The sequence below is a fragment of the Rhodoferax saidenbachensis genome, from assembly GCF_031457975.1.
Taxonomy (GTDB): domain Bacteria; phylum Pseudomonadota; class Gammaproteobacteria; order Burkholderiales; family Burkholderiaceae_C; genus Allorhodoferax; species Allorhodoferax saidenbachensis_A.
In genome coordinates, this window is the sequence record NZ_JAVDXO010000001.1 from 734,754 (window position 1) to 761,507 (window position 26,754).

General features: G+C 63.3%; 19 protein-coding genes. 4 read left to right on the plus strand and 15 right to left on the minus strand.

The features are described 5' to 3' along the window. Positions 1-51: 51 nt before the first annotated feature. The 3 genes from J2X15_RS03535 to J2X15_RS03545 all read right to left on the minus strand — a co-directional run bounded on the left by J2X15_RS03535 (position 52) and on the right by J2X15_RS03545 (position 9,086). Positions 52-5,985, minus strand: a complete 5,934-nt coding sequence (locus J2X15_RS03535; RefSeq protein WP_310339522.1) for an alkaline phosphatase D family protein — start codon at positions 5,983-5,985, stop codon at positions 52-54. Positions 5,986-6,011: 26 nt separating this feature from the next. Then, positions 6,012-8,459 carry a putative bifunctional diguanylate cyclase/phosphodiesterase gene (locus J2X15_RS03540; protein WP_310339523.1) on the minus strand — a complete coding sequence of 816 codons (2,448 nt, stop codon included), beginning with the start codon at positions 8,457-8,459 and terminating at the stop codon, positions 6,012-6,014. Between the two features lie 141 nt (positions 8,460-8,600). Beyond that, positions 8,601-9,086 (minus strand): molybdenum cofactor biosynthesis protein MoaE, encoded by a 486-nt coding sequence (locus J2X15_RS03545; RefSeq protein ID WP_310339705.1) that lies wholly within the window; start codon positions 9,084-9,086, stop codon positions 8,601-8,603. Positions 9,087-9,362: 276 nt separating this feature from the next. On the opposite strand from J2X15_RS03545, the gene dapA reads away from it, so the two are divergent. Beyond that, the gene (gene dapA, locus J2X15_RS03550; protein WP_310339524.1) at positions 9,363-10,238 is read left to right on the plus strand and encodes a 4-hydroxy-tetrahydrodipicolinate synthase; all 876 of its coding nucleotides are present in this window, start codon (positions 9,363-9,365) and stop codon (positions 10,236-10,238) included. Here dapA and moaD read toward each other — a convergent pair. The 5 genes from moaD to J2X15_RS03575 form a co-directional block, all read right to left on the minus strand. Continuing rightward, positions 10,235-10,486 (minus strand): molybdopterin converting factor subunit 1, encoded by a 252-nt coding sequence (moaD, locus tag J2X15_RS03555; protein WP_310339525.1) that lies wholly within the window; start codon positions 10,484-10,486, stop codon positions 10,235-10,237. The two genes, dapA and moaD, sit on opposite strands and share 4 nt — an antisense overlap. Continuing rightward, positions 10,483-11,733, minus strand: a complete 1,251-nt coding sequence (locus tag J2X15_RS03560) for a molybdopterin molybdotransferase MoeA (RefSeq protein ID WP_310339526.1) — start codon at positions 11,731-11,733, stop codon at positions 10,483-10,485. The genes moaD and J2X15_RS03560 overlap by 4 nt, the downstream gene beginning before the upstream one ends. A 77-nt stretch (positions 11,734-11,810) precedes the next feature. After that, entirely contained in the window at positions 11,811-13,241 is a 1,431-nt protein-coding gene (gene thrC, locus J2X15_RS03565; protein ID WP_310339527.1) for a threonine synthase, read from the minus strand. Beyond that, entirely contained in the window at positions 13,241-14,563 is a 1,323-nt protein-coding gene (locus J2X15_RS03570; protein ID WP_310339528.1) for a homoserine dehydrogenase, read from the minus strand. The genes thrC and J2X15_RS03570 overlap by 1 nt, the downstream gene beginning before the upstream one ends. Positions 14,564-14,633: 70 nt before the next feature. Then, positions 14,634-15,860, minus strand: a complete 1,227-nt coding sequence (locus tag J2X15_RS03575) for a pyridoxal phosphate-dependent aminotransferase (protein ID WP_310339706.1) — start codon at positions 15,858-15,860, stop codon at positions 14,634-14,636. A 110-nt stretch (positions 15,861-15,970) separates the two neighbouring features. On the opposite strand from J2X15_RS03575, the gene J2X15_RS03580 reads away from it, so the two are divergent. The 3 genes from J2X15_RS03580 (at position 15,971) to J2X15_RS03590 (ending at position 18,824) form a co-directional block, all read left to right on the plus strand. After that, complete coding sequence (locus J2X15_RS03580; RefSeq protein WP_310339529.1) at positions 15,971-16,336, plus strand: Mth938-like domain-containing protein; 366 nt, start codon at positions 15,971-15,973, stop codon at positions 16,334-16,336. A 155-nt stretch (positions 16,337-16,491) separates the two neighbouring features. Continuing rightward, the gene (locus J2X15_RS03585) at positions 16,492-16,968 is read left to right on the plus strand and encodes a peroxiredoxin (RefSeq protein ID WP_310339530.1); all 477 of its coding nucleotides are present in this window, start codon (positions 16,492-16,494) and stop codon (positions 16,966-16,968) included. 179 nt (positions 16,969-17,147) lie between these two features. Next, positions 17,148-18,824, plus strand: coding sequence for a PhoH family protein (locus J2X15_RS03590; protein ID WP_310339531.1), 1,677 nt, complete (start codon positions 17,148-17,150; stop codon positions 18,822-18,824). A gap of 79 nt (positions 18,825-18,903) precedes the next feature. On the opposite strand, the gene dnaB is transcribed toward J2X15_RS03590, so the two are convergent. The 7 genes from dnaB to ppsA form a co-directional block, all read right to left on the minus strand. Continuing rightward, on the minus strand, positions 18,904-20,307 hold the full coding sequence (dnaB, locus tag J2X15_RS03595) for a replicative DNA helicase (RefSeq protein ID WP_310339532.1): 1,404 nt from the start codon (positions 20,305-20,307) through the stop codon (positions 18,904-18,906). A gap of 200 nt (positions 20,308-20,507) precedes the next feature. Then, positions 20,508-20,960 (minus strand): 50S ribosomal protein L9, encoded by a 453-nt coding sequence (rplI, locus tag J2X15_RS03600; protein WP_310339534.1) that lies wholly within the window; start codon positions 20,958-20,960, stop codon positions 20,508-20,510. A gap of 12 nt (positions 20,961-20,972) precedes the next feature. Beyond that, a complete protein-coding gene (gene rpsR / locus J2X15_RS03605) occupies positions 20,973-21,254 on the minus strand; it encodes a 30S ribosomal protein S18 (RefSeq protein WP_029708819.1) in 282 nt (93 codons plus the stop codon). A 16-nt stretch (positions 21,255-21,270) separates the two neighbouring features. Further along, entirely contained in the window at positions 21,271-21,564 is a 294-nt protein-coding gene (gene priB / locus J2X15_RS03610; protein ID WP_310339536.1) for a primosomal replication protein N, read from the minus strand. A 22-nt stretch (positions 21,565-21,586) separates the two neighbouring features. Further along, positions 21,587-21,952 carry a 30S ribosomal protein S6 gene (gene rpsF, locus J2X15_RS03615; protein ID WP_105260691.1) on the minus strand — a complete coding sequence of 122 codons (366 nt, stop codon included), beginning with the start codon at positions 21,950-21,952 and terminating at the stop codon, positions 21,587-21,589. Positions 21,953-22,046: 94 nt separating this feature from the next. After that, a complete protein-coding gene (locus J2X15_RS03620; RefSeq protein WP_310339539.1) occupies positions 22,047-24,344 on the minus strand; it encodes a VC_2705 family sodium/solute symporter in 2,298 nt (765 codons plus the stop codon). A 5-nt stretch (positions 24,345-24,349) separates the two neighbouring features. Next, positions 24,350-26,743, minus strand: a complete 2,394-nt coding sequence (ppsA, locus tag J2X15_RS03625) for a phosphoenolpyruvate synthase (RefSeq protein ID WP_310339540.1) — start codon at positions 26,741-26,743, stop codon at positions 24,350-24,352. Between the last annotated feature and the right edge of the window lie 11 nt (positions 26,744-26,754).

The following is a 26,754-nucleotide window of genomic DNA, read 5'->3' on the forward strand; positions in this document are numbered from 1 at the left end:
TCAAGCGGCGTTTGCCATTGCCGCTATGTTGACCCAGATCAAACGCGAGCGCTAGGCCATGTCCCAGACCTCACTGACATGGTCTGGCGCTTTCGCGTCCATGCGCAGGGTGGTAAAGCGTGCCGTCAGTCGGTAGCCCCCTGCCGCCTGGCGCTGCACCTCGCACGCCAGCCAGCCGTCGCCATTCCAGGCCTGGGCGTGGATATCCGCCTGGCCACCAGACAGCGGCACCACTTCATGGGGGATCACATCGGCGGGCGACACATTGGCAAAGCGCAGCGGTGCATGCAGCGGTGGCGTGACCAGCGCGTAGGCCCGCACCGGGCTGTGGCTAAACGCAATGGTGGCCGTGGCGCTGCAGTGGTAATCACCCGAGAGGAACACCACGTTGCTGATCTGCTGCTGCGCGATGAAGTCCAGCACCCGGCGGCGCTCTGGCTCCACCAGCTGCCAGTTGTCGCTGTCGCGCGGCGATGGCCTGCCCGAGGCCTGCACCAGCCCGGGCGCCAGCACCGAACCCGTGGCAATGAACTTGGGGTGCGTACCGCGCGCCTGCTCCGCCAGCAGCCAATCCTCCAGCAGCTGCCATTGCCCCTCTTCCAGAATGCGCCGCTGGCCCGCGGGGCCCAACGCGCGATCACGGTGGATGCGGGTATTGAGCGACAGGAAGGCTGCCACCTCGTGCGTCAGTACACCGTCGTGCCCCTGCGGGCCCAGCGGTTCGGGCCCATGGGAGCGCTGGAAAGCGGCAAACGCGCTCAGCGCGTTGTGCGACAGCACAGCCCGGGCCGTGCTGAGCTTGGGTTCGTCACAGCTCCAGTTGTCACCTATTTCATGGTCGTCCATCACCATGTACAGCGGCAGGCTGCGCGCCAACTGGCGGAAGCCCAGTGAGCCAAAGGCCTCGCGGTAGCGCGGCAGCAGCATCTCGATGGGGGATGCGCTGGAAGCCAACCCGGCACGTGCATCGGCGTAAATCTGGTCACCCAGCATCCACATGAACGCTGCAGGCTCGGCACGCTGCTGCGCGGCCAGCGCCTGCAGCGTATGGTCGCTGCGCGCGGCCTCCAGCTCCGTAATGCCGGGATGGCGACAGGTGGACGCCACAAAGCGCAGCGTTGCGCCCGGCACCAAGGTGCTACCGCGCAGGCGCAGCACGCACTCGCCCATCCAGCGCAGGCTGCGGCGCTGGCGTGACAGCGTACCCGGCTGCGCCTTGAGCGCAATGGCGCGCTGCTCGCTCACCAGATGCGCCAGGGGGCGCAGCAACAGCACGGCATCGTGCACGGTCAAATCCAACGGCCGCGGCTTGATACAAACCTGCGCGCCCGCCCCCAGCAGTAGGCTGGGCCGTGGCTCCGCGCGCGGCATGTCGCTGGTCCGCGGTGCAGGGGCAGGCCCGTCCGCCGTGGGTACCGGGCTGCGCCCGCCGTTTTGCACCACCTCGTCCACCGTCACCGGGTCACCCCAGCTCTCTGGCCAGTGGTGTGCCACGGCATCGTCGGCACCCGCGGGGGCATCGGCGGCAATACTGTGAAGGCTGACCATGGCCACGGTGATGGGGCCCGCCCAGTTCGCAGGGACAGTTATGTCGGCCACTGCATAGACGATGCTTTGGTCAGGCACCGCACCCGCGCTCACGCCTACCAATCCTTCTAACGGGCTGCTGTGCAGGTCCCAGGCTTGCACCACACGCTGGCGCCCGACCGACAGCAGCGTCATCGCAGCCACGGCCGTGTCGGCCTGGCTGTTGTCTACCTCCATCCACACGCGCACCAGGGTCTGGTCGCCCTCGCGGCGCACCCAGCCGGCAAGGGGGCCGGTGCGTGGCAGACGCGCGCGCAGGCGGTTTTGGGTGGCGGGTGCAGGCAGCTCGGCGGCCTGGGCGTTGTTGAAGAAATCCACCACCTCGCTAAAGATGACTTCAGGCGCGCGCTTGCCAATGGTGCAGTCAAAGTGCGCGTGGTCCGGCACCACCAGAAAGCGGTCCAGTTGGGTGGCCAGGCGCTCGGCACCAAAGGCGCGGCTGAACTGGCGCTTGGTTTCTTCCAGCGATTCCTTGTCAAACAGCACGTTGTCGGCCCCATGCAGCAGCATCACCGGCATGCCCAAGTAGCGGCGCACGTTCTCGTCTGTGACATAGATGTTCTGGCCATCAGCATCCACCAGGTGCTCGTACTCCACGCACTTGGCGCCGTGCAAAAACACACCCAGGTTGGTACGACCAAAATACAGGTCCAGCTTCTCATGTGTACCGGGACGGCCCGGCTGGCTCTCAATAAGCTGGTCGTGGCGGAACAGGCGGCTCAAAAAGCCCGCCATGCGTTTGCACGAAGTGCTGTCGGGGTGCGGCACACGCAGGTCATGCTCACCCGGGCAGCGCTCGTGCTCGTCGTAGGCAAAGCTGGCGAAGACCCGGTCCATGAGCGCGTGCAAGCCATCAGCCTGGGCCGTGCCCGCAGAGAACTCCACAAACTCCAGCCCCAGCGCATTGACCATGAGCGAGGCCACCTGCAGACGCATCTGGGCCGTGACCGAACCGATCACATAGGGCTGGAACTGCGAGAACAGCACTGCAGCCACCTTGGGCAAACCACCAAGGTGGGTCAGGTGCCCACCTAACAGAGACATGGCGGTGGACGCCGACCCCACACAGTGGCTGAACACGCTGACCTGGCCGGGCAGCAGGGGCTCGTCCTTGCGCTCCTCTTGCAGCGTCTTCAGCACATGGTTGACAGCGGCGGGAAGGTCACAGGCTCCGATGTCGTCCATGCTGGACAGACGGGTGGAGGCACGCAAAAACGGGCTGACGCGGTACTCCATGAGCCACACGTCCCAACCCTGCGCATAGAGCATGGCGGCCAGGGCCCGTTCGCCCAACTCTTCGGCCACAAAGGGCAAGGTGTTTTGCGCAAAGCCGTTGAGCAGCACGATGGACTTGAAGCGCCGCAGTCCCTGGACGGTGACGCTGGATTCCACCTGCGGCTGGGCGTAGCGCACCAGGCCGATGCGGATCCAGTCGGTGCTGTCCTTGGGCGGCGCCCCATCGGGTGGCAACTGCGTGCTGGCACGCAGGGGCACGGTCAGGCACACAGGGGCCTGGGGCAGCACCACCTGGCCGCCTGCCAACCGGATGGGCGGGTACAGGTCGGCAGAAAGTTCGAAATGCCCATCGTCCGGGCCCGCCAGCGGGTCCTTGGCGGGCAAGTCGGGTTTGTAGTCGGGCAGCCGAAAATCCAGCATGCGGCAACTGACCACATAGCGCAGCACCATGAGCGGGTAGCTGATGAACGCAGCCAGTGCATTCACGGTGTCCGGGCCAGGTTTCATCTGGGGGGCAATGCGCCGCACCATCTCAGGAATGTCCATGCACAGGCGGCCGCTTGCCAGCTCGACACCATCACTGGCCTGCAGCAGGCGCACGTCCAACTGGGTGAGTTGGTCCCACACACTGCGCCGCTGCGGGGCGGGCCAGCCACCATGGCGCAGCGTGCGTACACACCACTGCCACAGTTCGCCCCAGCCCAGTGCGGGCTGGATGAACTTGGTACCCATCAGGCGGTAGCGCAGTTGGCCATCGCTTGGATCTCGCAACTCCAGCCGGTAGTCAAACACGCGGGCGGCACTGGCGTTCCAGAGCATCATGGCGCCGTCGTGTAACGTGGTCCACCAGCCGGGGCCGGGTCGTTCCAGCTTGGGGTCTTTGGGGTGTGCCGCGTCGGGTATCCAGCGGGCGATGGCATAGGTCAGCCCTGCGCGGATAGCGCGGCTGACGCGTGCGCCCAGCCACTCTTGTGCCTCGACAAACATCTGCACCTGCCCCCCCGTGACCTGCAGCACCAAGGGCGGCCCGCCCGGCCGGTCCACCACCACGCGTGAGGCGGTCAGGCGCTTGGCAGTCGGTGTGCCGGGCACGGCCTGCAGTGTGTGCGTGGGTTCTTGCCACAGCTGGGTCCAGTCCTGCACATCCATTTCCAGAAACAGCGCCGCGGGCACGCTCTCGGCACCACCCTGCGGTTGCAGCCACGCGGGCAGCGGTGCATCTGCCGTGGGCACCAAAGTTCCCCGCAGCACCTCGGCCATCACCGCGCCATGCGGTGCATCTGGCACGGCATGCACGGTTTGCTGGCGAGGTGGATGCGTTGGCAGCACATGTTGCTTTAGTTCTGCCACCGGAGGGGCCAGCAGCACGCGGCAGGCGCGCTCGGCCAGCGCAGTGATGGTGAGCAAGGGGTTCACGCCCAGCGAAGTGGGGATCACCGAGCCATCCATCACCAGCAAGCCGGTATGCACCCGACCATCGGGCAGGAAGACCTGGCCCAGGTGGTTGACCACGCCCTCTGCGGCCGAGCCCGCCATGCGGCAGCCGCCCAGGGGGTGTACGGTGATCCAGCTGGTATCGGTCTTGGGGCCGCTGAGCACACTGGCAATCTTGTCCGGCAACACACCGGTGGCGGGGTTGGGCAGGAATTCTGCGCCCGCGCCTTCCACGCTGCTGGCACGGCTGCGGTGCAGCAGCGGCGCAGGGTCTTGGGCGTCTTTGCCCCAGGACCACTGCACGCGCGCATGCGCAGTCGCCAGCTCTGCGCGCCCCGCGGAAGAATCGTGACCCATGCCCAGCATGACCAGGCTGCGCGCCGTGGCATCGGCCCGCACGGCCAGCGGGTCTTGCCCGGCCTTGCCACGCAGGCCAAAGCGCGCGAGTTGGGGCAGGATGCCCAGAGTGGCCAGCGCCTGGCCCACGATGGGCGACAACATGCCCGGGATGCCACCATCCTCGGTCACCGTGCTTTGGGTATGGTCCAGGTGGTCATGGAAGCGGATCACACCGCTGATGGTCGGGCCCACCTTCTCTGCCTGGGTGGGGCCGCTGCCCTGCCCCACGGCATTGGCGGTGTCTTTCAGGTCATAGGCCGCACTCAGGTCATCGCCATTGGCCGAAATACCGCGGCCCAGCCAGGTCTTGGCCACAGCCAGGCCCTGTATTTCAGAGCGCAGCAGAATCTCGCTGGAACCAAATGTGCCGGCGCTGAGCACCACGGTGCCCGTGCGCACCACAAATTCGTAGCGATCGTTCAGTGCGCCACCGGGGGCATCAAATGACGCCTCCCAGGCTGCACGCTCGGTGGTGCGTATACAGTGCACCACCCAGTCGCGCCCGGGGTGGGCCACGTCGGGGCTGTGCAGCACATGCAACACGCTCACGCCGGTGAACATGCGCGCCCCCAGCTTGGCGGCGCGTGGCAGGTAGGTCTTGTTCAGACTGAGCTTGGCGTCGTGGTTGCAGCCCGAGCAGCAGTCGCCGCACCCCATACAGGCATCGCGCGGCCCCAGGTCCAGCGGCGTGTCCTTGCGGAATTCGATGACCAGGGGCACGTCTTCGGTGGTGACCGACAGGCGCGCATTGGCAAAGCGCTTGGCCGCGGCCCGGCCAATGTCTTGCAGGCGTTGGTACTTCAGGGTTTGCTGCGGCACGCAGGCGGGCGAGGCCTTTTGCGCATCGGGCAACTGCACCTCCAGCACCTGTGCGGCCAGTGCGTAGTCCGCATCCAGCGGCGCATCGCGCAGGGCCGCAGGCCAGGCGGCTTGCTGAAACACGCGCGCATCGGGGCGCAGTGCCACGGCCGCGTTGATCAAGCTGCCACCACCCAGCCCATTGCCCACCAGCGCGGTGGCACGGGTGCCCAAGCGAAAGTCAAACAGCGCGTCTTCATAGCCAATGGCGGCGGGGCCTTTTTGGCGATCCAGGTCACCCCCCACCTCGGCACGGACAAAGCCGCCGAACTGGCCGAAGTCGGTAGGGAACTCACCCGCCACGTATTCGTTGCCGCGCTCCAGCACAGCAACGCTTTGGCCGCGCTCGGCAAACCGCAGCGCGGCCACCGAACCTCCATAGCCCGACCCCACCACCAGCACGTCGGGGGCATAGCCCTCGTCCGCGCAAGACGCGATCAGTTGCTCAACACCGTGTGACAGCCAGTGCATAGCCCGTTCTCCCTGAAGTTATTTACTTATGACACAAAAGGAACCTTTTCCCTACACCATCGTTCGTAGTCTTCTACCGGCATGGGCTTTGCGGCATACCAGCCCTGGGCGTAATCGCAGCCCATGGAGCGCAGCAGCACCCATTCCTCCGCATTCTCTGCCCCTTCGGCCACCACACTCAGGCCCAGGCGGTGGCCCAGGGCGATGGTGGACTCCAGCAACGAGGCCTCATCCGTTCCTGCCCGCACGTTGCGCACAAAGGCACGGTCAATCTTGAGTTCCGCCACCGGCATTTTTTGCAGATAGGCCAGAGAGGAATAGCCGGTTCCAAAATCATCAATCGACAGACTGAAGCCGGCACTGGTCAGGGCATTCATGACGTCCAGCGCCGCTGCGGGGTCTTGCATCGCACCGCTCTCGGTGATTTCCAGGCGAATGTCGACGGGGTCGGCCCCTGTATCACGCGCCAGCGCCGCTACCCGCGCGGCAAACCCCACTTCGCCCAGATCAAAGGTCGAAAGGTTGACTGAAATTTGCAACGGCCGGCCCTGGGCGCGGTAGTTGGCCACCATGCGCATGGCCTCCTCCAATACCCAGCGCGTGAGTAGCGTGATGCGCCCGGTCTTTTCGGCAAAGGGAACAAATTCACCGGGCGGTATCAGGCCCCGGCGCGGATGCTCCCAGCGCACCAGGGCTTCCGCGCTTTGTACGGCACCGTCTTCCAGCCGTACTTTGGGCTGCAGGTACAGGCGCAGCTCACCAGCCTCCACCGCACGCTTGAGTTCGGACAGCAAGTCCAAATCGGCGCGCTGGCTGGTCTCGAGGTCGGCCCGGTACTCCATCCAGTTCTTGTGCTGGGCCCGACCGGCGTCCAGCGCGATCTCGGCATTGCGCAACAGCTGCGCCATGGACGGCTGGCTGGCCAGCACCAGCGCAGCACCCGCCGCCAGCGCAATGTCCACCGCCTGGCCTTCCACCTCGGCGGGGTGGTTGAACTCGTATTCGATCTCCTCGCGTACCGACACCAGCGTGAGCTGACTGGGGTAGATCAGGCAGAACTGGTCTGCATGCATGCGGCCCACGCGGGCCCTGGAATGGGTTTTGCACACCGCCAAGAGGCGCTTGCCCGCCTCCTGCAGGATGCGGTCGCCCAGCGTGGGGCCCAGGGTTTCGTTGATGGCGTGAAAGCGCTCTACATTGAGCATCAGCACGCAAGGCACATGGCCCTCATCAATCATCAGCTGGCCATACTGACGTATGCCCTCGCGGTTCAGCAGGCCGGTGAGCGGGTCAAAACGAGCCATGCGCGCGGTCTCACGCTGCAGGCGCAGCGTGCGTTCGGCAATGCCATAGCAAAACGCGATAGGCAGTAACAGCGTGCGCACAAAGTCAAAGGTGGAGCCCAACGCCAGCTCGGTGGGCATGGGTTCGCGCAGCAGCACGCTGTAAAGCAAAAAGGTCATCCAGTAGGCCGCAATCGGGGTTAAGCCCAGCAGCAAAATGCCGCAACCCCGTTCGCCCCCACGCCAACCGCGCCAGTTAGCGGTTAGCAGCACCAGAAAGTGCAAGGGCACCAGCACATAGATCAGCACATTGGCCACACCGGGCAGCAGGTAGTGCATGGGAATCATGGCGGCGAACATCACGGCCACGCCATAGGCCACCTTGGTGGTGCGCGGGCTGTGCTTGGCAAAGCGGCCAAAGCGCACGCTCAGCAACACCGAAAGCACCCCCACCAGGTAATTGAAAATCCAGGCGTTGAGCCACAACGGCGAACTCACGTTCAACACAAACGGCAGACCACTCTTGGTGAAAATGGTGATGGACTGCAGCGTGGCGTACAACGCGTAGATGGCGTAGTTGGCGTCGCGCAGGGTGATGGCGAAGAACAAGGCCACGAGCGCTGTGGTGAAGAGAAACACCGCGCCGCTGTGGTTCAGCAAGTCCACGCCCTGCTCGTCCCGCAGGCTATCTTCGGGCACCACGGACTCCACCAGCAGCGTGCGCGCCAGCCCGGGGTAGGCCAAGGCGCCGGCAGCGGGTTCAAAGCGGGCATACAAGGGGAAGGCCGCCATGGCATCGGGCGTAAAGATGGCGCGCAGGCCGGTAACCAGCACACCACTGCTTTGGCCCAGGCGCAGGGCCTGGCCCAGCGGCTTGCCGTGGGCATCAAACAGGCTGATGTTGACACGCTGCACATTCAGGTCGGCAAAGGACAACCGGTTCACCGCTTCCAGCGCGTGTCCCTGGGGCAGGCTGGTAATGCGGATCCAGCAGGAATGGTCTTGAGGGTCCACTGGGACTTTGCCCTCGTCGCTAGTGGTCCAGCCATTGTTGGACGTCTGGATGATCTGTTCGGCGGAGAGGCCATCGCAGCGGTAGTCCACTGGCAGCCCAGCGCTCCAAACGCAGGCACTCCACAGCGTGGCGACCGCCGCAATACCCCAACGCAGCCCACGTAGCCGGAGATCCATGTCCGCCCTTGTCGAATGAGAGATAAAACTGGCCAACACGGACAACGCCCTAACACGCCAGCCTGGGCGCATTGTAGGGTCAGGGGGCTGGATTTGGCCTGTTTTCGGGGGCCGGCTGCTACGCTTTTTGACGCATGGCGCTCAGGCGTTGCGCGCCTCTATGCCCCAGCGGGCCAGTGCATCGTCGTCGCTGACGCGGGCGTCCACCCAGTGCGCGCCCTCGGGGGTCTGTTCTTTCTTCCAGAACGGCGCCTGCGTCTTGAGGTAATCCATCAAAAACTCGCAGGCCTGAAAGCTCTGGCCCCGGTGGGCCGAGGTCACCACCACCAGCACCACCCCATCGGTAGGCCGTAGCAGGCCCACGCGGTGCACCACCCGGGCGCCCAGAATGTCAAAACGTGCAAAGGCCGCGTCCACCATGGCCTCGATGGCCTTCTCGGTCATGCCCGGGTAGTGCTCCAGCTCCATGGTTTGCACCGAGCCTGCAGGGCCTGGCCCATTGCGGTCGCGCACGGTACCTACAAAGGTGCACACCGCGCCCACGCGCGGGTCGCCGGCTTGCAGGGCGGCAATCTCCTGCGCCACATCGAAAGGCTGTGGCTGGATACGGACACGGGGGGAAGAAATGGCGTCAGAAGGCATGACCGAATTGTGGCACCGTGCTAGCATGTGGCCCATGTTCGCATTCACCGCACTCCTTGCCACGGCCACTCTGGCCCTGATCGGCGCGCGTGTGGTGGCTGCGAACAAATCCAAAAAACCCAAGCTCATTTGACCGGAGCTGCGGTTCCGTCCTCAGATGAGCGATGGAACTGCGAACAACACTCTCCCCCGTTTAACGCAACCCGCCGCGCAGCTGACGATGGTTCTTCCATCGGTCTTGTTTCTGCAAAGGATGTTCGCGTGCACGCTACTGACACTTTCTCCGGCCTCTGGATTCCACTGGTCACTCCCTTCCACAACGATGCGGTGGACCACGCGGCCCTGCGCAAGCTGGTGCAGCACCTGGTGCCCCAGGGCATTGCGGGCATCGCGGTCTGCGGCTCCACCGGCGAGGCCGCTGCGCTGAGCGCTGACGAGCAACTGGCCGTGCTGGATACCGTGGCGCACGCCGCCCCGGGCCTGCCGCTGATGATGGGCCTGTCCGGCTACCACCTGCCCGACACGCTGGATTGGGTGGGCACGCTGAATGGCCGCAAGCTGGCCGGACTGCTGGTGCCTGCGCCTCACTACGTCCGGCCCTCGCAGACCGGCTTGCTGCAGTGGTTCACAGCGATTGCCGATGCCAGCGACGCGCCCGTGGTGGTCTACGACATCCCGGCGCGCACCGGCGTATCCCTGGCGCTGGCCACGCTGCGCACGCTGGCACAGCACCCCCACATCGTCGCCATCAAGGACTGCGCGGGCGACGCCGCGAAAACCCAGGCACTGATTGCCGACGGGCGGCTGCAGGTGCTGGCCGGGGACGATGCCAACATCTTCACCACGCTGGCGCTGGGCGGTGCAGGTGCCATTGCGGCTGGTGGCCATGTGCAGGCAGCGCCATTAGTGGCGCTGATGGGCCATATGGCGCGCGGAGAACTGGCGGAGGCGCGGGCTCTGTGGCGCCCCCTGCTGCCGCTGATCGAGGCGCTGTTTGCAGAACCCAACCCGGCGCCGGTGAAGGCGCTGCTGGCGCGGCAAGGCTGGATGCGGGACGAGCTGCGTGCACCGATGACGGTGGCGTCAGGTGAACTGACTGAGCGGCTGGTGACGCTGAACCGCGCCGTACAGCGCTAACCCCCGGTAACAGGTGGGAAAAAGGCGACTTCACAACCGGCGGTGAGCGACGCAGATTCCAGGCTCATCACCTGGTCCAGCGCCACGCGCACCGCGCGGCCGGGGGCCAGGGCCTCCGCTCCGGCGCCCCCGCGCGCCACCAGCTCAGCCCGCAGCGCGGCCAGCGTGGCGGCCTGCGTGTCCAGCACTTCGGCGCCCGTGCCCATAGCCTCTCGCACTGAGGCAAAGTAGCGCACCGTGACTTTCATACCAGCAGCTCGCTGAACGGGATGTAGCGCACGGTGGCACCGTATTGAATCGCCTCGCCCGGTGGTGTGTCGATGAGCCCATCGCCCCAGACGGCCGAGGTCAGCACGCCGGAGCTTTGGTTGTCAAAGAGATCCAACCCACCCTGGTCGTTGCGGCGCACACGCAAAAATTCGCGGCGCTTGTCGGCCCGCGGCCATTCAAAGTCGGCGCGGGCGGCAATGGTTCGCAGCGCCACGTCACCCACGCCCTGCAGCTTCAACAAGAACGGCCGCACCAGCAGCATGAAGGTCACAAAGCTGGACACCGGGTTGCCAGGCAGGCCCAAAAAGTGCGCCTCCCCCACCGTGCCATGCGCAAAGGGCTTGCCGGGCTTGATGGCGATTTGCCACAGGTGCAGCGCGCCCAGGGCCTGCACGGCGGGCTTGATATGGTCTTCCTCCCCCACCGACACGCCGCCGCTGGTCAGGATCACATCGTGGTTGGCAGCCGCTTGCTGCAGGGCCTGCTTGGTTGCCTCCAGTTGGTCAGGCACGATGCCCAAGTCCGTGACATCGCAGCCCAGGCGGCGCAGCATGGCGCTCAGGAAAAAACGGTTGGAGTTGTAGATGGCGCCCGGTGGCATGTCGGCCGGTGCCACTGCGCCGGGCATGACCAGCTCGTCACCGGTAGAAAACAACGCCACGCGGGGCCTGCGCACCACCGACAGTTGGGCCATGCCCACGCTAGCGGCGAGGCCGAGTTCGGCGGGCCCCAGGCGGGTGCCGGCGGCCAGCACTACGTCGCCGCGGCGCACGTCTTCACCGGAGCGGCGGATGTTCTGGCCCGGAATCGGCAAGGTGTTGATGCGCACCACAGTCGCGCCTTGGGCGTCTGGGGCATCCTGCACGCTGCAGTCCTCCTGCATCACCACCGCATCGGCCCCAGATGGAACCGGGGCGCCGGTAAAGATGCGCGCGATGGTGCCGGGCTGCAGCGGAGTGCCTACGCTGCCAGCGGGAATACGTTGCGACACAGTCAAGCCCACAGCTGCGGCCAGCACATCGTCCACGCGCACGGCATAGCCGTCCATGGCACTGTTGTCGTGCGGCGGCACCTGCAAGCCGGACACGATGGCTTGCGCCAGCACGCGGCCGTCCGCGTCCATGGTGGCCACGGCCTCTTGCTGCGCCAGCGGCTGCACGGTGGCCAGCAGTTGGGCCAGCGCATCGTCCAGCGGCATCAAAGGTTTGCGGGGGGGGGTGGACATGCCGAGGTTTGCTATGGTTTTAGTAGCTGCTGGCGCATATTCCATGGGGGCCAGACAGCTATTTCTTGCCTAAAGGCTCAGTAGCCGCACTCGGCAGCAATCAACGCCTGGATGGCGGCCACATCGGCGTCCATCACCTTCACGCGTTTGGGCAGGGCTTCAATGCCTTCGAACTTGGCAGGCCGCTCGGGCTCACGGCCCAGGGCTTCCACGATGGTGGCGGCGAACTTGATGGGCAAGGCCGTTTCCAGCACCACCATGGGCACACCAGCCGTGCGCTGCTCCAGCGCCACCTTCAGGCCGTCGGCCGTGTGGGTGTCGATGACCATGCCGTGGCGGCTCCAGGTGTCCTGAATCGTTTTCAGGCGGTGGGCATGCGTGCTCTTGCCGCTGACAAAGCCGTAGCGGGTAGCGGCCTGGGCAAACGCAGGGTCAGCGCTCAGGTCGAACTGGCCGGTCTTGGACAGGCCTTCACCAAACAGCCCCTTCACGCGCGCACCATCGCGGCCCAACAGGTCGAACACAAAGCGTTCGAAGTTGCTGGCCTTGGAAATGTCCATGGACGGGCTGGAAGTCTCGTGCGTGTCTGCCGTACCGCGCACGCGGTAGACGCCGGTGCGGAAAAACTCGTCCAGCACATCGTTCTCGTTGGTGGCAACCACCAACTTGTCAATCGGCAGGCCCATCTGGCGCGCCACATGGCCGGCACAGACGTTGCCGAAGTTGCCCGAGGGAACAGCGAAGCTGACCTTCTGGTCGTTCGAGGTAGTGGCTTGGATGTAGCCCGCAAAGTAATACACCACCTGGGCCAGCAAGCGTGCCCAGTTGATGGAGTTGACGGTGCCAATCTTGTATTTGCGCTTGAAGGCCAAGTCGTTGGACACGGCTTTGACGATATCCTGGCAGTCGTCGAACACGCCGTTGATGGCGATGTTGTGGATGTTGGCGTCCTGCAGGCTGAACATCTGCGCCTGCTGGAAGGGGCTCATGCGACCGTGTGGGCTGGTCATGAATACGCGCACGCCCTTTTTGCCGCGCATGGCGTATTCGGCCGCGCTGCCGGTGTCGCCACTGGTGGCGCCCAGAATGTTGAGCTCTTCGCCACGGCGGCCCAGCTCGTACTCGAACAGGTTGCCCAGCAGCTGCATAGCCATGTCCTTGAAAGCCAGCGTGGGGCCGTTGGACAGGGCTTCGATCCACACGCCGTCTTCGAGGTGGCGCAAGGGCACGATCTCACCGGTGCCAAACACCTCAGCGGTGTACGTCTTGGCACACAGAGCACGCAGATCGGCGGCAGGAATGTCGTCGATGTAGAGCGAGAGGATTTCAAACGCCAGGGCCGCATAGCCCTGCTGGTGGTAGACGGTGCGCCATTGCAGCAACGTGACGTCGCTCACCTGCGGGTAGGCCTCTGGCAGGTAGAGGCCGCCGTCGGGCGCCAGGCCCTCGAGCAGGATTTCGCAAAAGCGTTTGCGGTCCGGGTTGCCGCGTGTGCTGAGGTAACGCATCAGTTCAGCTCCTCTTTGCGAATGCGGGTGATGGGCGCCAGCACCGTGGGCAGAGATTGCATCTGGGCGATAGCGCTGTTCATCTTGGCCTCGGCGCAGTCGTGCGTGAGGATGATGACGTCGGTCTGCGTACCGGCCTCGCCGCTAATTTCATCGGCTTCGCGCTGCAGCACCGCGTCGATGCTGATGCCGGCCTCGGCCAGGATGCCGGTGACTTTGGCCAGCACACCAGCCTCGTCGGCCACGCGCAGGCGCAGGTAGTAGCTGGTCACCACCTCACCCATCGGCAGGATAGGGGTGTCGCTCATGCTGTGCGGCTGGAAGGCCAGGTGCGGCACGCGCTGGGCCGCATCGGCGGTGTGCAGGCGGGTGATGTCCACCAGGTCGGCAATCACGGCGCTGGCCGTGGGCTCGGAGCCCGCGCCCTTGCCGTAGTACAGCGTGGTGCCCACGGCGTCACCGTTGACGACCACGGCGTTCATCGCACCCTCCACATTGGCGATCAGGCGCTTGGCCGGGATCAGCGTGGGGTGCACGCGCAACTCGATGCCATTGGCCATGCGCTTGGTGATGCCCAGGAGCTTGATGCGGTAGCCCAGCTGTTCGGCATATTTGATGTCGGCCGAGCCCAGTTGGGTGATGCCTTCCACATAAGCCTTGTCGAACTGCACGGGAATGCCGAAGGCGATGGCCGACATGAGCGTGAGCTTGTGCGCGGCGTCCACGCCTTCGATGTCGAAGGTGGGGTCCGCTTCGGCGTAGCCCAGACGTTGCGCCTCTTTGAGCACCACGTCAAAGTCGAGGCCCTTGTCGCGCATTTCACTCAAGATGAAGTTGGTGGTGCCGTTGATGATGCCGGCGATCCATTGCACGCGGTTGGCGGTCAGGCCTTCGCGCAGCGCCTTGATGATGGGAATGCCACCGGCCACGGCCGCTTCAAACGCCACCATCACGCCCTTGGCAGAAGCCGCGGCAAAAATCTCGGTGCCATGCACGGCCAGCAGCGCCTTGTTGGCGGTGACCACGTGTTTGCCCGCGGCAATAGCTTCCAGCACCAGCTCCTTGGCCAGGGTGTAACCACCGATGAGCTCGACCACGATGTCGATGTCGGGGTTGCGGATGATCTCGCGCGCATCGGCCACCACCTGGGCCTTGTCGCCCACGATTTCCTGGGCCAGCGCGGTGTTGCGGCGCGACACCATGGTCACCTCGATGCCACGGCCGGCGCGGCCCTTAATCTCTTCCTGGTTACGCTGCAGGACGTTGAACACACCGCTGCCCACGGTGCCCAGGCCCATCACGCCTACTTGTATCGGTTTCATAAATTTTTCAGGTAAAAAAGCCTCTAGCCCGCGCAAACACTGCGCGAGCAGCTATCAAAATCAGAGTGAGTCAGCCAGCATTGCGGGCACGGTAGTGCTCCAGGAACTTGGCGATGCGGCCAATGGCTTCGCGCAGATCGTCTTCATGTGGCAGAAACACAATGCGGAAATGGTCCGGCTGTGGCCAGTTGAACCCCGTGCCCTGCACCAGCATCACGCGGGTCTCGCGCAGCAGCTCCAGGAAGAACTGGCGGTCATCGGCAATCGGGTACACCGCCGGGTCCAGCTTGGGAAACATGTAGAGCGCTGCCTGAGGCTTCACGCAGCTCACGCCGGGAATGGCGGTGATCAGCTCATACGCCAGATCGCGCTGGCGGCGCAGGCGCCCGCCTTCGCACACCAGGTCGTTGATGCTCTGGTAGCCGCCCAGCGCGGTCTGGATGGCCCACTGGCCGGGCACGTTGGAGCACAGCTTCATGTTCGAGAGCATGTTCAGGCCCTCGATGTAGTCGGTCGCGTTCTTCTTATCGCCCGACACCACCAACCAGCCCGCGCGATAGCCACAGGAACGGTAGCTTTTGGACAGGGAATTGAAAGTCAGCGTCAGCACGTCTTCAGACAGGCTGCCCAGCGCGGTGTGCTTGATGCCGTCATACAGCACCTTGTCATACACCTCGTCGGCCAGGATCACCAGGCCGTGTTCGCGGGCGATGCCGATGATGCCCTTGAGCAGCTCATCGGAATACATCACGCCGGTGGGGTTGTTGGGGTTGATGACCACAATGCCCTTGGTGCGCGGCGTGATCTTGGCGCGAATATCCGCCAGGCTGGGCATCCAGCCATTGGCTTCGTCGCACAAGTAATGCACCGGGGTGCCGCCCGACAGGCTGGTCGCAGCCGTCCATAGCGGGTAGTCGGGCATGGGCAACAGCAGTTCGTCGCCGTCGTCCAGCAAGGCGTTGGTGGCCATGGTGATGAGCTCGCTGGCGCCGTTGCCCAGGTAGATGTCGTCCAGCGTCACGGCCTTGATGCCCTGCTGCTGGGTGTAGTGCATGACGGCCTTGCGCGCCGCAAAAATGCCCTTGCTGTCCGAATAACCCGCCGAGTTGGGCAGGTTGCGGATCATGTCTTGCTGAATTTCCTCAGGCGCATCAAAGCCAAACACCGCCAGGTTGCCCAGGTTGAGTTTGATGATTTTCTGCCCCTCGTCCTCCATCTGCCGCGCCGCGTCCATGATGGGTCCGCGGATGTCGTACAGCACGTTGGCAAGCTTGGCAGATTTCTGAATGGTTTTCAAAGGCCCTCCGGCGGTCTTCAGCATGGGGTGAAACCTATAATTTGACCACAGTTCCGCAGCGCAACTGCCCCGCCGCACACCGCGCCCACCCCAAACACCCGCACATTTCCATGAAACTTTTGCCCGACGCCTTGCAAGGCCCATCCATCACCGGTTATGGCCCAGGCTGGGTGGCAGTCAATGGCCAGCAGTACACCACCAGCCTGATCGTCAGCAGCGAGGGGCTGTGCCAGCCCTGGAGCTGCGCAGCCTTTGACCAGTTGGACATTGCTCACTTCGAAGAACTGGCCACGCTGGCGCCCGAACTGGTGCTGTTTGGCAGTGGCGACCGCATCCAGTTTCCGCGTCCGCAGTGGCTGGCGCCCCTGTACAGCCGGCGCATCGGGCTGGAGACCATGGACACGCAGGCGGCCTGCCGCACCTTCAACTTTCTGGCCGGCGAAGGCCGCAAGGTAGTGGCGGCGCTGCTGGTCTAGGGATACCTCTAGAGCCTTCAGGGTTTGAGGGGTGGTTTTCAGAGTAAAATCACGGGTTGCGGTCTGGGGCGACATTCGCTGTCACGTTTGGCGCCCTTCACTATGACTGACAGGTCCGGCTTAACCGGACTGCAACACCGAGACTGAAACTGCTTATGGCCATCGTTGTCAACAAACCCCTGCCCGAATTTGAAGCCAACGCCACCGGCGGCATCAGGGTGACCAACACCACCCACGTCGGAAAAACCATGGTGCTGTACTTCTACCCCAAAGACAACACCCCTGGCTGCACCACCGAAGCGATGCAATTCAGGGACAAATACAAGGATTTCGTCAAGGCCGGTGCCGAGGTTTTTGGCGTCTCCCGCGACAACATGAAGTCGCACGACGAATTTAAGGCCAAACTGGAACTCCCGTTTGAGCTGATTGCCGATACCGAAGAAAAAATGTGCCATATGTTCGGCGTGGTCAAGAACAAGATCATGTACGGCAAAAAGGTCAAAGGCATTGAGCGCAGCACCTTCCTGGTGGGCGCCGATGGCCTGCTGAAAGAAGAATGGCGCGGTCTCAAGGTGCCAGGCCATGTGGACGAAGTGCTCAAGGCCGTGAAAGTGCTGAAAAAAGCAGCATGATTCCATTGCGTGTTGTTTTGGTGCACACCAAAGCAATAGCGTCACGGCACTCATGCATAATGAATTCATGCCGTTGAACGTCGCAACCGCGCTCCCACAAAAAGCCGCCTTGGCTCAAGGCGGCTTTTTCGTTTTTACGGCTACGGTTTTTTACATTTCACTCTCTGCGAGCCCACTCCATGCCATTGCCTCCCGCCCCGTCCAAGCGCGCCGATCGCCTGACTGCCAAAGACTTTGACGCTCCCGCACGTGCCACAGCCCGTCCTGTGCGCAAGGCCCAGCAAGTAGAGACACTTGCTGCCGCAGCCCCAAGCTTGAGTGAAAAACCCACCGCCAAAGAGTCGACGAAACGGGTCCAGACCTCGGCATTGACCCACACCCCGGTCAGCAGCCCCTTGGTGGTGGCCGCGCCTGTGGCGTCCAAAGCAGTCGCACCAGCCCGCCGCATCAAACGCACCGGGCCTAGCGGCCCGAGCAAGCTGTTTGTGCTGGACACCAACGTGCTGCTGCACGACCCCATGTGCCTGTTCCGCTTTGAGGAACACGACATTTACCTGCCCATGATCGTGCTGGAAGAGCTGGACGGCCACAAAAAGGGCATGACCGAAGTGGCACGCAACGCGCGCCAAACCAGCCGCACGCTGGACACCCTGGCTGGTGCACCGGGCGCCGACATCACGGCGGGTTTTGAGCTCAACAGCACAGGCCACAAAGACGCTGGCGGCAAGCTGATGTTCCAGACCCAGCCGCTGAACTACACCTTGCCCACCAGCCTGCCCCAGGGCAAGGCCGACAACCAGATCCTGGGCGTGGTGGAGGCCCTGCGCCAGCACTACGCGCCGCGCGAAGTGGTACTGGTGTCCAAGGACATCAACATGCGCGTCAAGGCCCGCGCGCTGGGCCTGGCCACGGACGACTACCAGAATGACAAAACCCTGGAAGACGGCGACCTGCTGTACTCCGGTGCTCTCGCCCTGCCCTCCGACTTCTGGGCCACGCATGGCCAGGCCGTGGAAAGCTGGCAGCAAGGCCCCCACACCTTCTACAAGGTAGACGGTCCCGTGGTGCCCAGCATGATGATCAACCAGTTCGTCTACTTTGAATCCCCCGGTGAACCCAGCCTGTATGCCCGAGTGACCGAGATCCGCGGTACCACGGCCGTGCTCAAGACGCTGAAAGACTTCAACCACCTGAAAAATGCCGTGTGGGGCGTGACCACACGCAACCGCGAGCAGAACTTCGCGATGAACCTGCTGACGGACCCCGAAGTCGACTTCGTCACGCTGACTGGCACGGCCGGCACCGGCAAGACGCTGATGGCCCTGGCCGCCGGCCTGACCCAGGTGCTGGACGACCGCCGTTACACCGAAATCATCGTCACCCGCGCCACCGTGAGCGTGGGCGAAGACATTGGCTTCCTGCCGGGCACCGAAGAAGAAAAGATGGGCCCGTGGATGGGCGCGCTGGACGACAACCTGGAAGTGCTGGGCAAGACCGACACCAGCGCTGGCGAGTGGGGTCGCGCCGCGACCAACGAGCTAATCCGCAGCCGCATCAAGATCAAGAGCATGAACTTCATGCGCGGCCGCACCTTCCTCAACAAGTACGTCATCATCGATGAGGCTCAAAACCTGACGCCCAAGCAGATGAAGACCCTGATCACGCGTGCCGGCCCCGGTACCAAGATCATCTGCATGGGCAACCTGGCCCAGATCGACACGCCCTACCTGACCGAAGGCTCATCGGGCCTGACCTTTGCCGTGGACAAGTTCAAGGGCTGGCCACACGGCGGGCACATCACGCTGGCGCGTGGCGAACGCTCCCGCCTGGCAGACTTTGCCAGCGAAGTGCTATAAATTTAGAAGCTGCTCGCGCAATATAGACGGGGGCTGGAGGCCAATTTGGCTTCCAGCCCCCGTTGTCTATCAGGCGTGATCAGTAGTCGTCGCCACCGCTGTAGGCCAGGTTTTCAAACTTGGTAAAGCGGTTCATGAAGGCCAGCTTCACCGTGCCTGTAGGGCCGTTACGCTGCTTGGCAATGATGACCTCGGCCACGCCAGGTTCCTTGCACTGGTCCTTGGTGTAGTACTCGTCGCGGTAGATGAACATGATGATGTCCGCATCCTGCTCAATGGCGCCGGATTCGCGCAAGTCACTCATCATGGGGCGCTTGTCGGGGCGTTGTTCGACCGACCGGTTGAGCTGCGAGAGCGCAATCACCGGGCACTTGAGTTCCCGCGCCAGCATCTTCAGACCCCGGGAGATTTCGCCCAGCTCAGTGGCGCGGTTTTCGCCATCGCTGCTGCTGCCGCTCATGAGCTGCAAATAGTCCACCACGATCAGGCCCAACTGCCCGCACTGGCGTGCCAGGCGGCGCGCGTTGGCCCGCACCTCGCTGGAGTTCAGGCCCGCGCTTTCATCGATGTGCAGAGAAATGGTACGCAGCTTCTCGATCGCCTCGGACAGGCGTGGCCATTCGTCGTCGGTGAGCTTGCCGGTGCGCAGATGGCCCTGGTCGATACGGCCGATGGAGCCCACGATACGTACCGCCAGCTGGGCGGCGCCCATTTCCATCGAGAAGATGGCGACTGGCAGGCCTTCGTTGAGTGCCACGTGCTCGGCAATGTTGATGGCCAGCGCGGTTTTGCCCATGGAGGGACGCGCAGCCAGTACGATCAGGTCACCCGCCTGCAGGCCCGCTGTCATGCGGTCAAAGTCGATGAAGCCCGTAGGCACCCCGGTCACATCGTTGGGGTTGTCGGCCATTTCCTGCACGCGGTCCAGCAGGTTGACCACCAGCGTGTCCATGCCCTGGAAGCCCTGTTTGTTGCGCTTGCCCTGCTCGCCGATATTGAAAATCTTCTGCTCGGACTCATCCACGATCTCGGACACCGGCCGCCCCTTGGGGTTGAAGGCGTTGGTGGCAATTTCGTCACTGGCACTGACCAGCTTGCGCAGGATGGAGCGATCCCGCACGATCTCGGCATAGCGGCGGATATTGCTGGCGCTGGGCACGTACTGGGCCAGCGAGTTCAGGTAGGCCAGCCCGCCCATTTCTTCGGCCTTGCCCTGGCTTTGCAGGTGCTCAAACACCGTGATCACGTCAGCCGGCTTGTTGCCATTGATCAATGCCCCGATGGAGGCGTAGATCAACCGGTGCTCGTAGCGGTAAAAGTCGGTATCCACCAATACGTCGCTGACGCGGTCCCAGGCTTCGTTATCCAGCAACAACCCGCCCAATACGCTGGATTCCCCCTCGATCGAGTTGGGCGGCACCCGCAGCTGGGCGATCTGGCGGTCGGTATCAAAGTTATCGCTGGCGGACAATACTGCGGACATAGTGGATAAGTTTCCTTGGGCTGTCGATCCTACGATGACGGGGCCGCGGCGTCATCGGATAAGTCTGTGGAAAAGTAGGGGGAAATGTGTGTACAGATGGGGATAAGTCCCGCCCCAAAAGCACAAAAGCCGCCAGGGACCAGCCCCAGCGGCTTTTGCTGAGGGTACACCCCGTTGCCGGGGTGTACCTCAAAGTGCCATTAAGCGGTTTCGCCGTACACGGACACGGTGATATCCACCACCACGTCAGTGTGCAGAGCCACGCTCACGGTGCTGTCGCTAACGATCTTGATGGGACCGTTGGGCATGCGGATCTGGGATTTGACAACCTTGTAGCCGCCCTTAACCAGTTCTTCAGCGATGTCGTAGTTGGTCACGGAGCCGAACAAACGGCCATCCACGCCAGCCTTTTGAGTCAGCTTGATGGTCGTGCCACCGAGCTTGGCGCCCAGAGCTTGGCTTTCGGCCAGCTTGGCGGCAGCAGCTTTTTCCAGCTCAGCGCGCTTGGCTTCGAATTCTGCCTTGGCAGATTCGGTAGCGCGGCGTGCACGGCCGGAAGGGATCAGGAAGTTGCGTGCGTAGCCATCTTTGACCTTGACGATTTCGCCCAGGTTGCCGAGGTTCACGACCTTGTCGAGCAGAATAATTTGCATGGTCGGGGCTCCTTAGATCTTGTGCTGGTCGCTGTAAGGCAGCATCGCCAGGAAGCGAGCGCGCTTGATAGCGGTGTTCAGTTGGCGCTGGAAAATAGCGCGGGTGCCGGTCAGGCGTGCGGGAATGATCTTGCCGTTTTCAGCAATGAAGTCACGCAGCGTGTCGATGTCTTTGTAGTCAATCTCTTCCACACCGGTCACGGTGAAGCGGCAAAAGCGCTTGCGCTTGAACAGCAGGGATTGTGTGTTGCGCTTGGGGCGCTTGTCTTTGTTGAAACGTTTTGGTCCGGGCATGATGGACTCCTAAAAATTAGTCTTGCAAAAAATCTTGAATGTGAAACACGAGTGACTTGCCTTGGCGTGCATTGGCGAGAAAACCACTGAACTTCCAGACACTGCCGATGGCCTGCTTTGCAAGCCTCTCCGCCAATGTGCCGAAAGCCACCGCTTTCACCACCACCTTCACGGTCCGCTGGCCCCCAGCTTCTTGCACTTGGGACTCGTGTTCGAGTCGCAAATTCAGAGCGGGTAAACCAGCTGGCGTGTAACGCATGGATTCAACCTCTGCGATACAGGCGCTTAAAACCAGTGAGTTGGCTTGCACTCCTTCTCAGGCAAATGCGTGTTTACGCTTGGTACTCGGCCTGTTGGGCCTTGCGTGCATCTTCGCGTTCCACAGTCTTCATCATGGAAGAAGGGCCGGTGTCGGCTTTTTTCTTCAACACGGTGAGGTGGCGCAACACGGCGTCGTTGAACTTGAACGCGTGTTCCAGTTCAGACATCACAGCCTGGTCGGCTTCGATGTTGACGCACAGGTAGTGGGCCTTGGCCAGCTTGTTGATCATGTACACCATCTGACGACGGCCCCAATCTTCAACACGGTGCACCTTGCCACCGCCAGCGGTGATCATGCCCTTGTAACGTTCCAGCATGGCAGGAACTTGTTCGCTCTGATCCGGATGGATCATGAGGATGATTTCGTAATGACGCATTGATACTCCTTGAGGATTTCCCAGCATCTGGGATTAAGTAAGCTGCCCCCGGCGTCTAAACAGGGTGCAGCAAGGCGAAGCCTATGATTATAGCTCAGCCCAGGTCGGGCGCCAAATCTCGCTCTGGCATGGGTTCTGGGCGCGTTATGCAGCTGAGCAAAAACCCGACCACAAAGCCCGCCAGAACCCCAAACACCCCTGCGGAAACGGGTTGGATGCCCCACCACAGCCCCTCGCCCTGCAGGCCCAGTGCCGCGCGCAGGCTCGGTAGATTCACGCCCATGTAATAGATAGTGACGCCCAAACCCGCCAACATGCTGCCCACCGCACCCACACGCGTCATGCGGGGCCAGAAGATGCCCAGCACCATGGACGGCACAAAGGCCGCCCCGGCCAGCGAAAACGAGGCCGACACCAGATACAGGATGCCGGCCGGCCGCTGCGCTGCCGCATAGGCGGCCACCAAGGCCACCACCAGCAGGGCGAATTTTGACCACATGACGCGGCGCATGGCCTGGGCCTTGTTGCCGCTGCCCTCGAAATACACGTCGTGGGCCAGGGCATTGCCAATGGTGAGCAGCAGGCCATCGGCCGTGGACAACGCAGCCGCCAGCCCGCCTGCGGCCACCAGTACGGAAATCACATAGGGCAAGCCGCCAATCTCGGGAGTGGCCAACATGACCAGGTCGGCCCCCACGCGTAGTTCCGCAAACTGCAGGATGTGGTCACCGTTCACGTCTGCCACCGTCAGCAAGGTGGGATCACGCGACCATTGGGCCATCCATCCGGGGAGCGCATCCATGGGCTGTCCCACCAGGTGGGCCATGACCTCGTACTTCACCAGCACCGCCAGCGCCGGGGCCGACAGGTAGAGCAGCGCAATGAACACCAACGACCACGCCACGGAGCGCCGCGTCTCCGCCACCGAAGGTGTCGTGTAGTAGCGCGTGAGCAGGTGTGGCAACCCGGCAGTGCCCACCATCAGGCAGAACATGAGGGCCAGAAAGTTGAGGCGTGAGGTTTGGGTGTCTTGTGGCGTATCACCTACCCCCCCGGGCTTGCCCGCAAAAGGCTGGGCGTGCAAGGGCATGCCCCCCAAAGGCTGCGCCCGCTCCAGGTTGTCGACACGGGCCTTGGTCCAGCGCTCGCGGGCTGTGGCGGCGTCCTTGGGCAATGCGGCCAACTCGCGCCGCAGGGTTTGGGCCTGCGTGTTGTCAGCCTTGATGTCGCCCATGGCACGCAGTTGTTGGCGCAGCTCCTGCCGTTCCTGCTGCAGGGACTCCTCCACGTTTTGCAGCTTGCGCTCCAGCGTGGCCGCGCGCTGGGTGTAAATGCCGATCACTTCCTGCTCCACCGGCGAATTCAAAAACTGCTGCTCCATCGCCGCAATCTTGGGCAGCTGCTGGCCATAGGCCAAGGGCGCCAGCGGGTTGCCGGTCTGCTTGTAGGACAGCCAGGACACCGGGATCAGAAAGGCCAGGATGATGATGACGTACTGGGTGACCTGGGTCCAGGTCACGGCCCGCATGCCGCCCAGAAACGAGCACACCAGCACGCCGCCCAAGCCCAGCAAAATGCCAATCTCGAAGTTCACGCCCGTCAGGCGCGAAGTAATCAGTCCCACGCCATACAACTGTGCCACCACATAGGTGAACGAGCACAGCACGGCCGCCAGCGCGGCCAGCATGCGCGGCCAGCGGCCGCCGAAGCGCACCGCGAAATAGTCGGGCACGGTATACAGGTTCATGCGGCGCAAATAAGGCGCCACCAACAGGGCCACCAAGCAAAAGCCACCTGTCCAGCCCAGCACATAAGCCAGACCGCCGGGCTGCCCCCCTGCCCCTGAAAACCCCTGCAGGTAGAGCCCCCCGGCCAGGCTGATGAAGGAGGCTGCACTCATCCAATCAGCCGCCGTGGCCATGCCGTTGTAGATGCCGGGTACGCGGCGCCCGGCCACGTAGTACTCATTGGCATCGGCGGTGCGACCCACCACACCAATCACCGCATACATCATGAGTGTGGTGGTCAGGAAGATGCCCGCCACCCAGGGCTTGGACAGGCCGAACTGCTCCGCCACGGCGAGGGCACCCAGCAGCAACAGCAAAGTGGCCACGTAAATACCAAACCGCTGGTGCAGGGTGCGCGTATAGCGGCCGTAGGCCCGCGGATCAAAGGTGGGAGCTTCCGCCTCGCGCCGGTTGGCGCGCCAGGCAAACACCACCACGATGGCGATGAAGACCAGCACCGCACCCTGGGCCGCAAACCAGAAGCCTACGGGCCAGGACAGCAGTTGCCACTGCAAGTCCCGGGCGAAAAAGACAGCACCGAACGACACGACAAACCACAGCGCCAGCAACCCTGCATGCAGGTGCCACCGGCGTGTGGTCTGCACACGCGTCATTGGTTGGCGAGCTGCTGCCAGGTCGCGACGACCGAGTCCGGGTTCAAGGAGATCGACGAGATGCCCTGCTGCTCCAACCACTGCGCAAAGTCAGGGTGGTCGCTTGGGCCTTGGCCACAGATACCGATGTACTTGCCCTGGCGCTTGCAGGCGTCAATGGCCAGCGTAATCAGCGCCTTGACCGCAGGGTCACGCTCGTCAAAGTCTGCCGCCAGCAGTTCCAGGCCCGAGTCACGGTCCAGGCCCAGCGTCAGCTGGGTCAGGTCGTTGGAGCCGATGGAGAAGCCGTCGAAGTACTCCAGGAACTGGTCTGCCAGGATGGCGTTGCTGGGTATCTCGCACATCATCACCAGCTTGAGCTCATCCTCACCGCGACGCAGGCCGTGGCGGCCCAGCAGCTCTGTGACCTTTTTGGCTTGGCCCAGGGTGCGCACAAAGGGCACCATGACCTGTACATTGGTCAAGCCCATGTCGTTGCGCACGCGCTTCAAGGCTTCGCACTCCATGGCAAAGGCCTCGCCGAACTCGGTGCTGGTGTAACGCACGGCGCCGCGGAAGCCCAGCATGGGGTTTTCTTCCTCGGGCTCGTAGCGGCTGCCGCCAATGAGCTTGCGGTACTCATTGCTCTTGAAGTCGGACAGGCGCACGATGACGGGCTTCGGCCAGAAGGCTGCGGCAATGGTGGCCACGCCTTCGGCCACGCGGTCCACATAAAACGCGCGGGGTGACGCATGGCCGCGGGCCACCGACTCGACGGCCTTTTTCAGGTCGCTGTCGATGTTGGGGTAGTCCAGAATGGCCTTGGGGTGCACACCAATGTTGTTGTTGATGATGAACTCCAGCCGCGCCAGGCCCACGCCCTGGTTGGGCAGTTGGCAGAAATCGAACGCCAGCTGGGGGTTGCCCACATTCATCATGATCTTGACCGGGATTTCCGGCATCTCGCCGCGCTGCACTTCGGACACTTCGGTTTCCAACAGCCCATCGTAGATGAAGCCGGTGTCGCCCTCGGCGCAGCTCACGGTCACCAGCATGCCGTCCTTCAGCACATCGGTGGCATTGCCGCAGCCCACCACGGCCGGAATGCCCAGTTCGCGCGCGATGATGGCCGCATGGCAGGTGCGGCCGCCACGGTTCGTGACGATGGCGCTGGCGCGCTTCATGACCGGTTCCCAGTTGGGATCGGTCATGTCAGTCACCAGAATGTCCCCGGCCTGCACCTGGTCCATCTCATTGATGTTGTGCACGATGCGCACGGGTCCGGTGCCGATCTTCTGGCCAATCGCGCGGCCTTCGACCAGTACGGCACCTTTGCCCTTGAGCTTGTAGCGGTACTCGGCCTGGTTGCCGGCCTGGCTCTTCACGGTTTCGGGGCGCGCCTGCAGGATGTAGAGCTGGCCGTCCACGCCGTCCTTGCCCCACTCGATGTCCATGGGGCGGCCGTAATGCTCTTCAATTACGAGTGCGTAGCGGGCCAGTTGCTCCACGTCGGCATCGGTCAGTGAGTAGCGGTTGCGCAGCTCGGTGGGCACGTCGGTGGTTTTGACCAGCTTGCCGCCGGCGGCTTTTTCCTCCGCGCTGGTAAACACCATCTGCAGCAGCTTGGAGCCCAGGTTGCGGCGGATCAGCGCGCGCTTGCCAGCCTTGAGCATGGGCTTGTGCACGTAAAACTCGTCGGGGTTCACGGCGCCCTGCACCACGGTTTCACCCAGGCCATAGCTGCTGGTGATGAACACCACCTGGTCAAAACCGGACTCGGTGTCGATGGTGAACATCACACCGGCTGCGCCCAGGTCGGAGCGCACCATGCGCTGCACGCCGGCCGAGAGGGCCACCACATCGTGGGCAAAGCCCTTGTGCACGCGGTAGCTGATGGCGCGGTCGTTGTAGAGGCTTGCAAACACCTCTTTCATCTTGTGCAACACGTCCTCGATGCCGACCACGTTCAGGAAAGTTTCCTGCTGGCCGGCAAAGGATGCGTCGGGCAAATCTTCGGCCGTCGCGGAGGAGCGCACGGCAAAGCTGGCTTGGGCGTTGCCTGCCGACAGTGTGACGAAGGCCTCGCGGATGGCTTTTTCCAGGTCAGCGGGGAAAGGCTGGGCCTCGACCATGGCGCGGATTTCGGCACCCACCACAGCCAGGGCGCGCACGTCTTCGGTGTCCAGGTTCTTCAGTTTGGCGCTGATTTTGTCGGCCAGGCCGGCGTGGGCCAGAAACTGGCGGAAGGCATGGGCCGTGGTGGCGAAGCCCGTGGGCACTTTCACGCCCTGCGGTAGCTGGGAAATCATCTCCCCCAGGCTGGCATTTTTGCCACCCACGGATTCCACATCGGCCATGCGCAGCAGCTCGAAGGGGACGACCAGGTCGGTCGGGTTGAAAAGATTAGACATAGGAATGCTCC